Below are 13,807 nucleotides of genomic sequence, written 5' to 3'. Positions count from 1 at the left end.
ACGCGCGCGTGCTGCGCTTCCACGTAGTAGGTGCGCTCCAGCCGGTTGCGGTCCTGCGTGCGGCCCGCGCGCAGCCGCGCGGAGAAGCGGTCCTCGTCCAGGCTCTTGAGCGTCTCCACGTTGCCCGCCACCAGGTTGTGCCAGAGCCGGGGCTGGGCGTAGGAGCGCACGTCGAACTCCCAAAGCTTGCGCTGGCTGCCCAGCGCGAAGTTGTTGCGCGCGGTCCAGTCCAGGCCGAAGGGGCGGCGGTGGAAATGCTCCAGCGAGAAGCGCGGGCCGGTGTCGCTGCTGTAGCCCACGCCCAGCGTGGCGTTCTGCAGCCGCTGCTCGCGCACGCGCACCGTCACGGGCGTGGCCGCGGCCAGCGCCGGGTCGGTGTCGATGCTGACCGCCGCGCCCTCGTACAGGCCGCTCAGGCGCAGCCGGTCCTGGTACTCCAGCAGCTTCTGCTCGCTGTAGGGCTCGCCCGGCGCGAAGTCGGCCAGGTTGCGCACGGCCATCTCGCCGTAGCGCTGCACGCCCTCGATGCGCAGCCCGCCCAGGTGGAACAGCGGCCCGCTGTCGGCCTGGGCCGTGAGCGAGGCGCGCTGCTCGGCGCTGACCACGCGGGCCTGCGTGTCGGTCCAGGCGGCGGCCGGGTAGCCGTTGGCCTGGAGCTGGACCAGCGCGGCGTTCTTGGCGCCGGTCCAGTCGTCCTGGCGGAAGGGCTCGCCGGGGGGCAGCGCCCAGTCCTTGCGCACGCGCTCGCGCAGCTTCGCGGCGGCGGGCTCGCCGGCCTCGGCGCGGCGGCGCAGGTCGCCGTCGATCTCCAGGTTCACGGCGTCGATCTGCGTGCGCGGCCCGGGCTCGATACGCACCACCACGCGCGGCAGCTTGCCTTCGGCGGGCGCGGGCTCCCGCGTGGCCTGCACCTGCGCATTGAAATAGCCCTCGGTGCGCAGCAGCGCGCGCGCCTGCTGCGGGGCCTGGTCCACCAGCCGCGCCAGCTCCTCGTCCGTGAGGCCCTGCTCGGCCGGCACGGTGCGAAAGCGCGCGAGGTCGAGGTTCTCGGCCACGAGGTCGCGCAGCGCGCGCGGCGCCTCGACCACGATCTCGTAGCGCGGCGGCCCCTCGGCCGGCGGCTCGCCCCGGGCGGCTGCTGCCTCCTGGTCCCCCTTCGGCTTGAGCACGGAACAGGCGCCCAGCAGCAGGGGCAGGGCCAGGGCGAAAGCGAGCACGAAGGGGCGTAGGACGGGCATCAGGCACAGGGGAAAGGGGCCGGTCGGGACGCTAGGCAATCACCGTACCGGGGGTAGGAGCGAGGACCTGGAAGACGGGTGGCCGGCTCCGCGACGGCGTGGGCCGCGCGCTTGCTCGCCCCGCAGGCCCGCCACCCTCGCGGCCGGACGTCCCGCCGCCTCCGCCATGAGCCTCACCACGCTTGACGCCGCCGACCGCTCCCCGAACCGCCTCGCGCGCGAGACCAGCCCCTACCTGCTGCAGCACGCGCACAACCCGGTGGACTGGTATCCCTGGGGCGCGGAGGCGCTGGCGCGGGCCCGGGCGCTGGACCGGCCGATCCTGCTGTCGGTGGGCTACGCCACCTGCCACTGGTGCCACGTGATGGAGCGCGAGAGCTTCGAGGACGCGGCCATCGCGCGCCAGCTGGCCGAAGGCTTCATCGCCATCAAGGTGGACCGCGAGGAGCTGCCCGACGTGGACCACGTCTACATGCGCGCGCTGCAGGCGCTCACCGGGCGCGGCGGCTGGCCGATGAACATGTTCCTCACGCCTGCCCTGAAACCCTTCTTCGGCGGCACCTACTTCCCGCCCAGGCCGCGGCCGGGCGCGTCGAGCTTTTCGGAGGTGCTCACCGCCGTGCGCCAGGCCTGGCAGCACGAGCGCGCGGAGGTCGAGGCGCAGGCCGAGACGCTGTACGAGCTGCTGGAGCAGGGCGTGGCGGCCGTCTCGGCGCGGCCCCAGCCGCCGCACGCGCGGGTGCACTCGATGGCGCTGGACGCGCTCGAAGAGCGCTTCGACGCTACCCACGGCGGCTTCGGCACCGCGCCGAAGTTCCCGCAGGGCCCGTTGCTGCAGTACCTACTGGCGCTCGCGGCCTCGGGCCAGGAGCGCGCGCGCGAGATGCTGCTGCCCACGCTGCGGCGCATGGCTGAAGGCGGCGTCTACGACCACCTGGGCGGCGGCTTCGCGCGCTACTCCACCGACGCGCGCTGGCAGGTACCGCACTTCGAGAAGATGCTCTACGACAACGCGCAGCTGGCGCGGGTGTACGCCGGCGCCTCGCGGCTCAGCGGCGAGCCGCGGCTGCGCTTCGTGGCCGAGGACACGCTGGCTTACCTGCTGCGCGAGATGCACCCGGCTGCCGCGCCCGACGCCTTCGCCTCGGCGCAGGACGCGGACGCCGAAGGCGAGGAGGGCCGATTCCACGTCTGGACCCTGGCGCAGCTGCAGGCGTCGCTGGGCGGGGACGCGGCAGCCGCCGCCACGCTGTACGGCGCCACCGCCGAGGGCAACTGGGCGCACGGCCGCAACGTGCTGGAGCGGCGCGACCCCGAGCGCGTGCGCAAGGCGCTGGGCCTGGAGGAGCCCGCCTTCGCCGCCTGGGAACTCTCGGTGCGCGAGCGCCTTTACGCCGCGCGCGGGCAGCGCGTGTGGCCGCTGACCGACGACAAGGTGCTGGCCGACTGGAACGGCCTGGCGCTGCGCGCCCTGGCCGAGGCCGGGCGGCTGCTGGAGCGGGAGGATCTCGTCGCCGCGGCGGCGCGGCTCGCGCGCTTCCTGCTCGGCACGCAGGTGCGCGAGGACCGCGTGCACCACGCCTGGCGCGAGGGCGTGCTGCGGCCGCAGAGCTACCTCTCCGACCAGGCCCAGCTCGGCCTGGGCCTGCTGGAGCTGCACGCCGCCACCGGCGACGCCGAGTGGCTGCGCCACGCGCAGCGCCTGGCCGAGGGCGTGATGCGTCGCCATCACGACGCGGCCGAAGGTTTCTTCGACAGCGAGCCCGCGCCCACGCTGCCGTTGCGCGCGCGCGATCTGCAGGACGGCGCCGTGCCCTCCGGCACCGCCGCGGCCTGCGAGCTGCTGCTGCGCCTGTCCGGCCCCTGCGGTCGGGCCGAGTGGCGCGACGCCGCCGTCGCGGCGCTGCAGCGCCTGGGCGAGCTGATGGAGCGGGCGCCGCTGGGCGTGCCGGCCCTGCTGCACGCGCAGTTGCTGGCCGAGCTGGGCGCGGACCTGGCGCTGCCCGCCCCGGGCGGCGAAACGCTGTGGGCCCTGGCGCGCCGCAGCCTTGCGCCGCTGGCAACGCTGCTGCGGGACGAGCCCGAGGCCTGGCCGCTGCTCGAAGGCCGCCGCGCCGGCGAGGCCTACCTGTGCCGGCAGAGCGCCTGCGAGCTGCCGGCGCGCGATGAGGCAACGCTGCGGGCGCAATTGCAGGAGCTGCATCCGGGCGTGCCGGCCGCGAGGGATTGAACCTATCCGGCCGCTGTGGACCCGCCACCAGCCCGCTGCGCCTGAATTTCAAGCCGCAGCCCCCGTGATAAAGGGGTATTGGTACAGGCAGCCTATTTGCCCAGGCGCTGTCCCTGGGCTTTCGAATCTTCATCCACCATTGATAGGTCCGTATGCCGGGCCAGGGGCTCAATGGCCTGGGAGTTTTCCCGGGTTTGATAGGCCTTAAGGGAGGAACTTTTCAAGAAATCGGTGTGTGCATGTTTCGATTTGAGATTGGGGTTTTCTCTTATCCAAAAGTGACCTGACTAAGCTGGCTTTCAAGCCGCTGCGCTGCGGTCATTTGTCGTCTGTGCGCGGAAATGACCGTCGAAGTCATGCCATGAAACGTGCACATTTCCTGCTGATCTTGTGCTGCGTCCTGCTCAACGCGGCAGGTCAACTGCTGTTGAAAGTCGGTGCCGACCACTGGGCGGCGGGCAGGGCGCAGGCTTCGCACGGCGTCCTGGCGCAAGTCTTGAGCGCGGGCACGTTGTCCTGGATCGTGTGCGGCCTGGCTTGTTATGTCGTGAGCACCTTGCTGTGGATTCCGGCGCTGTCGCGCGTGGACGTGATGGTGGCGTATCCCATGGTGTCCATCGGTTATGCGGTCAACGCCTTTGTCGCCTGGCGGTTCATGGGCGAGGCCTTGACGCAGGGGCGCGTCGCCGGAATTGGCGTGATCCTGGTCGGCGTCTTCATCCTGTCACGTTCATGAGCAATTTGAATATGCAGGCTGATTTTCCGGTGATGCCGGCCCACGATGCGGCGCGGGTGGCGGAACGTGCGCTGCTTTATGTTTTTGTCCTGGCGGCGGCACTTTCCATCTGGGCAGTCCGTTATCCGCCGCTGGGGGACCTGCCGCAGCACGCGGCCCAGGTGACGCTGGCGCTGGACCTGCTGCGGGGCGAGTCGCGCTGGGCGGACATCGTCACCTTCAATTTCTTCACGCCCTACCTGATCGGCTACGGGCTGATCGCGCTGCTGGCGCAGCTTTTTCCCATCGCCACGGCGGTGAAGCTGGTGCTGTCGCTGTCGGTGCTGGCCTTCTTCTGGGCCGCCTCGGCACTGCGGCGGCGCTTCCGGGCGCCGGCGCTGCTGGACTGGCTGGTGCTGCCCGGATTCTTTGGCTTCGCCTTCAAATGGGGTTTTCTGACCTTTCTGCTGGCGGCGCCCATCGGCATTTACTTCATTCTCAAGGCGCTGGATTTCACGCGGGAGACGAATGCGAAGCGCTCGCTGCAGCTGTTGGCCTGCGGCGTGCTGCTGTTCTTTTCGCATGGCTTGGTGTTCGTGGCCTGCGTGGGCATCGGCTTCTGCTATGCCGTGCTCGATATAACCGACCGGCGCCAAGCTTTCCACAGGCTGCTGCCTTATGCCTTGCTGGGGCTGCTGGCGCTGGCTTATTACCATTTTGCCCAGGACGTGGCTCAGGCCCAATACACCGAAGCCAAGTCTTTCGTATGGGACTGGACGCCGCGGCGCTTCGTGCGCTTTTTCCGTTTTCAATGGGACGTGGCGCTTTCGGCCCGGGACCGGCCGGGTTATCTGCTGAGCAGCTTCGGCTTCACCCTGTTCTATTTGGCGCCCTTCCTGCTGGGCATGCGGCTGAAGCTCACGCTGCGCCGGGTGATTCCATTCGCCGTGGTGGCCCTGATCGGCTTCACGGGGCCCCACATGGCGATGAAGACGGCGTTCATTTACGAGCGCTTCGCGCTGTTTCTGCTGCCCTTCTACGTGCTGATGTTCGTCCCGGAGGACCGGCCCTGCACGGTGCCGGCTGGGTGGGCGAAATTCACGCTGATCTCGGTGCCCGTGGTTTTCATGTCGATGACGGTGGTGCGGGCGTGGCAGTTTCACGAGTTTGACAAGGAGAGCCAGGATTTCAAGGCCATCATGGATGCCCTGCCGCCGCAGCAGCGGGTGTTGTCGATGATGCTGGACAAGCGCAGTCACGCCGCCGCCAATCCCTACGCGTATTTGCATTTCGCGTGCTGGTATCAGGCTGAGAAGCGCGGTTTCGTCGATTCGAATTTCGCCCAGATGCTGCCGCAGATCGTGCGCTTCAAACCCGGCGAGGCCGTGGTGCAGCTGCCTTTCGAATGGCGGCCCTACCGCTTCGACTGGGCTCGGCACCGCGGCGAGCATTACGACTATTTCGTGATGCGCTACGAGAAGCGCCAGTTCCCGCGCTTCCTGGGCATGCCCTGCGACATCGAGATGGCCGCCATCTCCGGTCCCTGGGCGCTCTACCGCAAGGTGCCGGGCACTTGCCGGCACGCGGCGCAACGCTCGCAGCCGGGCTTGGCCAGTAGCCACTGAGGCCCGGCGCTGGCGCAGAAAAGAGGGCGGGGCCCCGCAACCCCGCCCAAGCACCGACACGCCAGGGCTCAGCGTGAGCTGCCGCCGGAAGCCGAGGAGCCCGAACCCAACCCGAAGCCCTTCGAACTGGAAGTAATGGCGCCCGAAGCTGCGCGCGTGATGCCGGTGGAGCCACCGCTGCCCGCAGGGGCGCTGGCCGATGAGCGCCACAGCAGCAAGCCCAGACCCCATCGGTGTCCTGGCAGGGCCGGGAAGAGCGCGCAGGACCAAGGCGATGTCCGGGGGAAGGGCGCCCAACCTGGGCTGTTTCCGCATGGGAACGCTCCCAGCGCGGGCCGTCCCCAGCGCGGAACGGCATCGACTTGGCAGCGCCCGGCGCGGCGCCGAGCATGGCGCCGATCCACCCTTCTCCTTCGTTGCAATCACCGCCACCGGATGCCGGCGGGAAAGGCCCAGACGTGATCCAGCTGAACACCTTCGTCCCGGCGTTGCCCGGCTTCGAACCGGAGACGCCGGCCGATCCGGAGGGCGCCGGCACCGCCGCGGAAGGCGGTTCACTGCCCGGCGCGGACGGCGCGCCTTCATTCGCGCCCTGGGGCGATCCGGCGGGCCGGCTGGGACCGCTGCCCCTGGGCCTGCCGGCCTTCGCCTATGCCGCACCGGGCGGTGGCGGTGGTGGTGGTGGCGGCGGTGCCATGTTGCCCTCGTCGGTCACGAAGAGCGACCTGCTCAAGGAGACGAAGGGCGGCTTCATCGACGTCAACAACCTGAGCGCGCCGCTGGAGCAGGCCCTGGCCGACGCCGGCAGCAGCCCGGCGGCACTGGCGAAGCTGGCCGACAAGCACGGGCTGGTGTCGCCCGAAAAGCTGTTCGCCTTCATCGACGGCTTCGACCACAACGGCAAGGGTTCGTCCTTCGACGTCGCCACGCCGGACGCGGCCGGCTCGCCGATGCCGACCACGGCCGGCAAGCTCTACGAGGCGCTGAAGCAGGAGACTGCCGCCAACCGCGAGGTGGCGCGCGAGGGCCTGGACGCGAAGGCCTTCACGGCGCTCGCGGACCGGCATGCCGTGCTGGACCTGAACCACCTCGGCGCCAACGTGGCGAAGGCGCTGGGCGGCGCGGTGAGCCGTGCCGACCTGGAGGCGGTCGCGGGTGCGGACGGCCAGATCAAGGGCCGCAGGGAATTCGGGCAGCTGCACGCGCTGCTCGACCGGGCCGACGGCCGCGCGGACGGCATCGCCAGCGCCCGGCACAAGGGCGCCGACGGGCAGGTGGGCGACAGCGCCGGCGCCGGCGCGCTGCGCGCGATCCGGGACGACATCACCGCCAACCTGGGGCTGGCGCAGTACGCGGCGCCCGGGGAGGCCGCGGCGCTGCAGCCGGCGCTCACGGTGGCCGCGGACGCGATGAAGGTCGAGGCCAGGGACCAGAAGCCGGTGGATCTGAAGATGAAGGGCGTGGACCAGTTCACGCTCTACCCCGACGACGCGGCGAAGGGCGGCAAGGCCTGCTTCGAGGCGGCGGTCAAGGCCTGCACGGACCACAACCGCAAGCAGCATGGCGACGCTGCGCCCAAGCTCGACGCGCCGGACCAGGCGATCCAGCTCGCCTACGCGGAGGACGCCGAGGGCCGCGTGGCCATCGACCAGACGCAGGCGCGGCTGGGCCGCGAGTACATCGACAAGGTGCTGGACGCCGGCTACCCGGCCGTGATCGGCGTGTCGTATGCCGACGAGTCCTACAACGCCGACCGCATGACGGACCACTTCGTCACCATCGACCGGCGCGGCTACGACGACCAGAACCGCCTCTTCTACGAGTTCAAGGACCCCGGCGCCGGCGGCCGCGTCGGACGCCTGTACGTGGACGAGGACACGGGCAAGCTCTTCAAGGAAGGCGACCACAAGGGCCGCTACGTGCAGAACGCCGACTACGAGGTGACGCAGGTGCGGACGTACCAGGGGGTATGAGGCGCCACGCCGGTCCGGCGGCCGATGTCTTGAGCCGGCCGGCGCGCTCCTTCAGCTCAACGCGGCGCCGTCGCGGGCGACCCGACCGTCCCGCCGGGCACGGTACCGCCGGGGACCGTCCCACCCGGATTCGTGGCGCTGGGCACCGTGGCGCCCGGGACGGGCGTGCTGGTGCCGGGGACGGCGGCCGGGCTCGGGATGGTGGTGCCCGGCAGGGTGGCCCCCGGGACGGCCGGCGACGGCAGCGCCGGGCTGGGGATGGACGTGCCCGGCAGCGTGGTGCTGGGAATCGTCGGGCTGGGCGCCGTCGTGGTGCTGCCCGGCACGGTGCCGGGAACCGTCGCAGCAGGCGCGGGGATGCCGGTGCCCGTGGTGCTGCCCACGCTGCCCGGAACCGTCCCGGTCGTGCTGCCCACGCCGCCCGGCGTGGTGATCGGGACTCCGGTGCCCGTGGCCGTCCCGGTGCCTGTCCCCGTCGTCGTGCCCACGCTGCCCGGCGTGGTGCCCAGGGTGCCCGTGGCGGCGCCACTGCTGCCCGGCACGGTGTCGGTGGTCGAGCCGACGCCGCCGGCGGTACCGGCCGGGTTGCCTGTCGCCGTCCCGGTGCCCGTGGCCGTGCCCGGCGCTGCGCCGGTGCCGGTGCCGGTGCCCATGCCGCCCGTGGCGCCCGTGGCGCCTGAGGTCTGCGCTTGCGCGAGCGCGGCCACGCCGGCGAGGACGGCAGCGAGGGTCCAGCGGAGAAGGGGGGCGGATGGCATGGTCAGTCTCCTGGAAGCGATGCGCGTCGCGGCGCGGGAATGCATGCCGCTCAGCAAGCCCAGGACCCGGGGTGAACCACGTTCAATTCAAGTGCCCGTGGCCCCCTCCCGCGCCCCCGACCGGAACGCCGCCGGCGTGCAGCCCGCGCCGCGCTTGAAGAACTTGACGAAGTTCGTCGCTTCGCTGAAGCCCAGATCCAGCGCGATGGCCGACACCGTCAGTGGCGAGTGCGCCAGCAGCCGTTTGGCTTCCAGCGTCACGCGGCGCTCGATGAGCTCGCGCGGCGTACCGCCCGCCAGCGCCATGCACGCGCGCGACAGCGTGCGCGTGGAGCAGCCCACCAGCCGCGCATAGGCCGCGGCCTCGCGCTCCTGCGCAAAGCGCTGCTCCAGCGCCTGCCGGAAGCGCTGCAGCACGCGCCGCAGCCCAGGCGGCCCGGGCGCGCGGTCCACGTCGTCGCGCACCTGCGCCAGCTGCAGCAGCAGGGCCAGCAGCAGGTGCTGCAGCGCGCGCACCGCTGCCGGGCGGCCGTCGCAAGCCTCGTAGGCGGCGGCCAGCGCATGCACGCCCAGGACGATGGCTTCGCGCTGCCCCACGGGCAGCCGCACCGGCGAACCCTCCAGCGGCACCAGCGGCGAGTCCGCGACCGCGTCGGCCGGCAGGAACTCGGGCCTGAACAGCACCATCCAGCCCTGCGCGCCGGCGTCCTCCGCGAACCGCTGCACCTGGCCCGCATGGACCGTCAGCACGGCGCCGGCGGGCACGTGGTGGCGCACGAAGTCCACGTCGTGCCCGGTGTTGCCGGACTCCACCAGCATCAGCTGATGGAAGTCCGGCCGCGAGGGCACGCTGTGGTGTCGCGCCGGCAGGCGATGGCGCAGCTGCGCCAGCGACATCACTTCCACGCCCAGCCCCGGGCAGCGCGGGTTGACGAAGGGCACGGGCTCGATGGGCGCTACCGCCCCGCCGGCTGGGCCCAGGCCAGCCTGTCCCGAATCGACCATGGATTGTTCCTTCCTCACCTCGGACATTCTGGCGCCGTGGCAGACCATCTGTCCCACTGCAACCTTCAGGAGCTTGATATGTCCCTCACCCTTGTCGTTGGCGCCGCCGGCACCGTGGGCTCGTCCGTCGTCCAGGAGCTCGTTCAGCGCGGACAGCGCGTGCGCGCCCTCAGCAGCCGCGCGCCGCGGCCGGCTGCCGGCCTGCTGGAATGGGCGCAGGCCGACGTGGTCGGCGGCCAGGGCCTGGACCAGGCCTTCGAGGGCGTGGCGCGGGCCTTCGTGTTCGCGCCGCCCGGGCATGCGAACCAGCACGAGATCCTGCTGCCGCTGATCGAGCGCGCGCGCTCGGCGGGGCTGCAGAAGGTGGTGCTGATGTCGGCCCTGGGCGCGGACGCCGACGCCCGTGCCCCGCTGCGCGTGGCCGAGCTGGCGCTGGAGGCCTCGGGCCTGGCCTGGAACACGGTGCGCCCGAACTGGTTCATGCAGAACTTCAGCCACGCGTGGCTGCCGGGCATCCAGGCCACGGGCCGCGTCCAGCTGCCGGTTGGGCAGGCGACAGCCAGCTTCATCGACACCCGCGACATCGCGGCCGTCATCGCGCGGCTGCTCACCACGCAGGACGTGGAGGGCCAGGCCTTCAACCTCACCGGCCCCCGGGCGCTGGACCTGGCCGAGGCGGCGGCAACGCTGTCGCGCGTGGCGGGACGGCCCATCGTCTACGAGCCCATCACGCCCGAGGCCCTGCGCGAGGGCCTGCTGGCCGCGGGCATGGATGCGGACTACGCGGCGTTCCTGGTGCTGATCCTGGGTTTCCTGGCTGCGGGCTACAACGCCGGCGTCACCGGCGACGTGCAGCGCCTGCTGGGCCGCGAGCCCATCGATTTCGAGCGCTATGCGCAGGAGCACACGCAGGTCTGGAAAACGGCGGGGTGATTTTTTCGATGCGCGGTGGGCCATGGCAGCCCGTCGGCCGTGAGGGGTGCGGCTCCGGGAAATGATTCGTCACTCCCGCGAAGGCGGGAGCCCAGGCGGCCCCCAATCGGCCGCAAGCAGAACGGGTTGAATGCCGCAGCTCGGGTCCTGGTTCGCGGTATCCAGACTTCGCGCTGACGTGGGACCGCCTGGATTCCCGCCTTCGCGGGAATGACGAATCAGTAGGTCTGCCACCCGCACTTCGTTCTACGGAAATGCTTTGATTTTCTCCAGGTGGCGATATGCATCAGCGGGGATGACGTAGTAATTGGCGAACGAATCGGCTCAAGGCTCACGTTTGAGGTGATTTTCAGGGTGGCGTCGCATGACATTTTGTGTTTTGTTCCGAATATAGTTTTAGGCGGTAGTTATTCTGATGTTTCTAAATTCATTTGTTTTCGTGCGGTCATATACGTCTGTGCCGCGCAATCCGGGTTATCCCCCTGTTGCGCTGCACCATGTTGAGTCCCTGGGTATTTCCCCGGGTCCGTGCCCACGGCTCCCGGCTCGCAATTCATTTTTAAATGCCCGATGCTGATCAGCATCAAGGACTGCGAGCTTGGGCTGCCGGCATCCTGTTTCCACGCGATCGGGGCCTGCGGCTGCACATGGTGCCGCGCGCCCATGCCGGAAACCTTGCATCACGGAAACGCCGCATGAACGACATCGCCCTTTCTTCGCTGGACCGCGCCGAGCTGCGCCGCCGCCTGAACGAGCTGCACGCGCAGCAGCCGCCGGCGGACCCTTCCACCCCCGCCATGCGCATCGGCATCGAGGAGCAGGGCGAGCTGGTGCAGGTGCTGGAAGTCGCGCGCATCACCGAGGCCGTGAAGGTGTTCGAGATGCTGGGCGACTTCGGGCTGGAGCCGCGTCAGGGCCGCCACCACAGCCATGACGGCCGGCGGCTGACGCGTCTCTACGCGCCAGCGCGCTGAGGGGCGGGCGCTACCTCCAAATCAGGCACGGAAAAGGTACGATGAATTCGATCGACAAGGCCTGAGCGAGGGGCAATTCAATTTCCACGTCGTGGCCGAACCCGCGGCGTGCGGTATTCCCGGCCGATCACCGTGCGGGCATACAGGTATTCCCGCAGCATGTGCTGCTCCAGGCTGTCCATGTCCACGTGCCCCCCGGCATCGCAGGGAAAGGATTGATTGCGGCGCGGATCCACCAGCGATTCAAAGCAAAGCTCGAATGCGACCCGCTGCGATTCCATGCCTGCCATGACGGTACTTCCATTCACGCATGCCGATGCCTGCATCGGCATGGGAAAAAAGGTGTGATGGTCTGCCGCCGTATTCGGAGAATGTCCCGGATACGTTGAATACATGGTAGGGACGCCAAGAATTCGGACACCAGACACAAAGGTCCCGCCACGGCAGGAGCTTTGTCCTGCCGTGATTAAAGGGTTGAAATTGCGCGCGCCTTACATCGCCGCGTAATTCGGGCCGCCGCCGCCCTCGGGCGTGACCCAGGTGATGTTCTGCGACGGGTCCTTGATGTCGCAGGTCTTGCAGTGCAGGCAGTTCTGGGCGTTGATCTGCAGCCGCTGGTCGGTGCCGGCTTCGGCGGCGACGAACTCGTACACCCCGGCCGGGCAGTAGCGTGCCTCGGGGCCGGCGTACCGGGCGAGGTTCAGGCTCAGCGGGGCGTCGGCGTCCTTGAGCCGCAGGTGCGGCGGCTGGTCCTCGCCGTGGTTGGTGTTGCTGATGAACACGCTGGAGAGGCGGTCGAAGGTCAGCTGGCCGTCGGGTTTCGGGTAGGCGATGGGCGTGTGCTCGGTGGCCGGGCGCAGCGCGAGGTGGTCGGGCTTGTCGCGGCGCAGCGTCCATGGCGGCGTCTTCACGCCCAGGCGCGGCAGCAGCCAGTGCTCGACGCCCGTCATCAGCGCGCCCACGCGCATGCCCTTCTTGAACCAGGCCTTGAAGTTGCGCGCGGCGTGCAGCTCCTCGTGCAGCCAGCTGCGCTCGAAGGCCGCGGGGTAGGCGGCCAGCTCGTCATGGCTGCGGCCGGCCTGCAGCGCCTCGAAGGCGGCCTCGGCGGCGAGCATGCCGGTCTTGATCGCAGCGTGGCTGCCCTTGATGCGCGCGGCGTTGAGCGTGCCGGCGTCGCAGCCCACCAGCGCGCCGCCGGGGAAGGCCAGCTTGGGCAGGCTCATCAGCCCGCCCGCGGCGATGGCACGCGCGCCGTAACCGATGCGCCGCCCGCCTTCGAGGTGGGCGCGGACGGCCGGGTGCGTCTTCCAGCGCTGCATCTCCTCGAAGGGGCTCAGCCACGGGTTGGCGTAGTCCAGGCCCGTCACGAAGCCCAGCGTCACGCGGTTGCCGTCGAGGTGGTAGAGGAAGCCGCCGCCGTAGGTCTCGGCGTCCATCGGCCAGCCGGCGGTGTGCACGACGCGCCCGGGCTGGGCATTCTCCGGCGGGATCTCCCACAGCTCCTTGATGCCCAGCGCCCAGCTCTGCGGGTCGCGGCCGGCGTCGAGCTCGAAGCGCTCGATGAGCTGCTTGCCCAGGTGGCCGCGCGCGCCCTCGGCAAAGATGGTGTAGCGGGCGTTGAGCTCCATGCCGAGCTGGAACTCGGCCGTGGGCTCGCCGTCCTTGCCGAGGCCCATGTGGCCGGTGGCCACGCCGCGCACGGCGCCGCCGTCGCCGTACAGCACCTCGGCGGCGGCGAAGCCGGGGAAGACCTCCACGCCCAGCGCCTCGGCCTGCTCCGACAGCCATTTCACGACCGCGCCCAGCGCCACGACGTAGCAGCCGTGGTTGTGGAAGTTGCGCGGGATCAGCCAGTCGGGCGTGCGGTGCGCGGCGTCGGGGGTGAGGAAGAGCACGTCGTCACCGGTGACGGGCTGGTTCAGCGGCGCGCCCTGCTGCTGCCAGTCGGGCAGCAGCTCGGTGAGGGCGCGCGGGTCCATCACGGCGCCGGAGAGGATGTGCGCGCCGGCTTCGGAGCCTTTCTCCAGCACCGCGACCGAAACCTCGGCCCCGGCCTGCGCGGCCAGCTGCTTGAGCCGGATCGCCGTGGTCAGCCCGGCCGGGCCGGCACCGACCACGACCACGTCGTAATCCATGGCCTCGCGCGGGCCGTATTGCTCGATCAGGTGGGTGGGGGTCATGGCGGGTCTCCGTCGGGGTTCGTGAAAAAGGGTGGCAGCTGGGGCGTCTTGCGTGCTGACCGGCAGGCCGTCAGCCAACCAAGTCGTCATGCCGGCGAAAGCCGGTATCCGCGCGGGCTGACACGGCGCCCGGTCCGTGCGGACGCATCCAAATGCAAAATCAACGTGGCGTCTCA

At 70.2% G+C, this 13,807-nt stretch carries 10 protein-coding genes; 5 read left to right on the top strand and 5 right to left on the bottom strand.

The annotated features are described in order from the left end of the window. On the bottom strand, positions 1-1,238 hold a 1,238-nt coding region (locus tag H537_RS43435), incomplete at its 3' end, for an autotransporter assembly complex protein TamA (protein ID WP_043458961.1). 166 nt (positions 1,239-1,404) lie between these two features. On the opposite strand from H537_RS43435, the gene H537_RS43430 reads away from it, so the two are divergent. From H537_RS43430 to H537_RS0115915, 3 genes are all read left to right on the top strand, one after another. Next, positions 1,405-3,468, top strand: coding sequence for a thioredoxin domain-containing protein (locus H537_RS43430; RefSeq protein WP_051242737.1), 2,064 nt, complete (start codon positions 1,405-1,407; stop codon positions 3,466-3,468). Between the two features lie 361 nt (positions 3,469-3,829). Then, the gene (locus tag H537_RS0115925) at positions 3,830-4,204 is read left to right on the top strand and encodes a DMT family transporter (protein WP_028998692.1); all 375 of its coding nucleotides are present in this window, start codon (positions 3,830-3,832) and stop codon (positions 4,202-4,204) included. 2,062 nt (positions 4,205-6,266) lie between these two features. Next, on the top strand, positions 6,267-7,781 hold the full coding sequence (locus tag H537_RS0115915) for a hypothetical protein (protein WP_028998691.1): 1,515 nt from the start codon (positions 6,267-6,269) through the stop codon (positions 7,779-7,781). Positions 7,782-7,837: 56 nt separating this feature from the next. On the opposite strand, the gene H537_RS49345 is transcribed toward H537_RS0115915, so the two are convergent. Continuing rightward, positions 7,838-8,539 (bottom strand): hypothetical protein, encoded by a 702-nt coding sequence (locus tag H537_RS49345; protein ID WP_156901752.1) that lies wholly within the window; start codon positions 8,537-8,539, stop codon positions 7,838-7,840. A gap of 87 nt (positions 8,540-8,626) precedes the next feature. Further along, positions 8,627-9,544 (bottom strand): helix-turn-helix domain-containing protein, encoded by a 918-nt coding sequence (locus H537_RS43415; RefSeq protein ID WP_043458960.1) that lies wholly within the window; start codon positions 9,542-9,544, stop codon positions 8,627-8,629. 78 nt (positions 9,545-9,622) lie between these two features. On the opposite strand from H537_RS43415, the gene H537_RS51160 reads away from it, so the two are divergent. Together H537_RS51160 and H537_RS0115890 are read left to right on the top strand one after the other, a co-directional pair. Continuing rightward, entirely contained in the window at positions 9,623-10,477 is an 855-nt protein-coding gene (locus tag H537_RS51160; RefSeq protein ID WP_028998693.1) for an NmrA family NAD(P)-binding protein, read from the top strand. Positions 10,478-11,172: 695 nt separating this feature from the next. After that, the gene (locus tag H537_RS0115890; RefSeq protein WP_028998690.1) at positions 11,173-11,451 is read left to right on the top strand and encodes a hypothetical protein; all 279 of its coding nucleotides are present in this window, start codon (positions 11,173-11,175) and stop codon (positions 11,449-11,451) included. A 77-nt stretch (positions 11,452-11,528) separates the two neighbouring features. On the opposite strand, the gene H537_RS0115885 is transcribed toward H537_RS0115890, so the two are convergent. Next, on the bottom strand, positions 11,529-11,741 hold the full coding sequence (locus tag H537_RS0115885; RefSeq protein WP_043458959.1) for a hypothetical protein: 213 nt from the start codon (positions 11,739-11,741) through the stop codon (positions 11,529-11,531). 201 nt (positions 11,742-11,942) lie between these two features. Beyond that, positions 11,943-13,631 (bottom strand): electron transfer flavoprotein-ubiquinone oxidoreductase, encoded by a 1,689-nt coding sequence (locus tag H537_RS0115880; protein ID WP_028998688.1) that lies wholly within the window; start codon positions 13,629-13,631, stop codon positions 11,943-11,945. Between the last annotated feature and the right edge of the window lie 176 nt (positions 13,632-13,807).

It is taken from the genome of Azohydromonas australica DSM 1124, assembly GCF_000430725.1.
Classification (GTDB): Bacteria; Pseudomonadota; Gammaproteobacteria; order Burkholderiales; family Burkholderiaceae_C; genus Azohydromonas; species Azohydromonas australica.
Note: the sequence above shows the minus strand (reverse complement) of the source record. Positions and strands in the feature narration are given on the sequence as shown.

What these genes read in the sequence shown, in the direction of transcription:
- H537_RS0115890 (WP_028998690.1), top strand. Translation starts at nt 11,173, where the DNA reads ATGAACGACATCGCCCTTTCTTCGCTGGACCGCGCCGAGCTGCGCCGC.
- H537_RS43430 (WP_051242737.1), top strand. Translation starts at nt 1,405, where the DNA reads ATGAGCCTCACCACGCTTGACGCCGCCGACCGCTCCCCGAACCGCCTC.
- H537_RS49345 (WP_156901752.1), bottom strand. Translation starts at nt 8,539, where the DNA reads ATGCCATCCGCCCCCCTTCTCCGCTGGACCCTCGCTGCCGTCCTCGCC.
- H537_RS43415 (WP_043458960.1), bottom strand. Translation starts at nt 9,544, where the DNA reads ATGGTCGATTCGGGACAGGCTGGCCTGGGCCCAGCCGGCGGGGCGGTA.
- H537_RS0115880 (WP_028998688.1), bottom strand. Translation starts at nt 13,631, where the DNA reads ATGACCCCCACCCACCTGATCGAGCAATACGGCCCGCGCGAGGCCATG.
- H537_RS0115885 (WP_043458959.1), bottom strand. Translation starts at nt 11,741, where the DNA reads ATGGCAGGCATGGAATCGCAGCGGGTCGCATTCGAGCTTTGCTTTGAA.
- H537_RS0115925 (WP_028998692.1), top strand. Translation starts at nt 3,830, where the DNA reads ATGAAACGTGCACATTTCCTGCTGATCTTGTGCTGCGTCCTGCTCAAC.
- H537_RS51160 (WP_028998693.1), top strand. Translation starts at nt 9,623, where the DNA reads ATGTCCCTCACCCTTGTCGTTGGCGCCGCCGGCACCGTGGGCTCGTCC.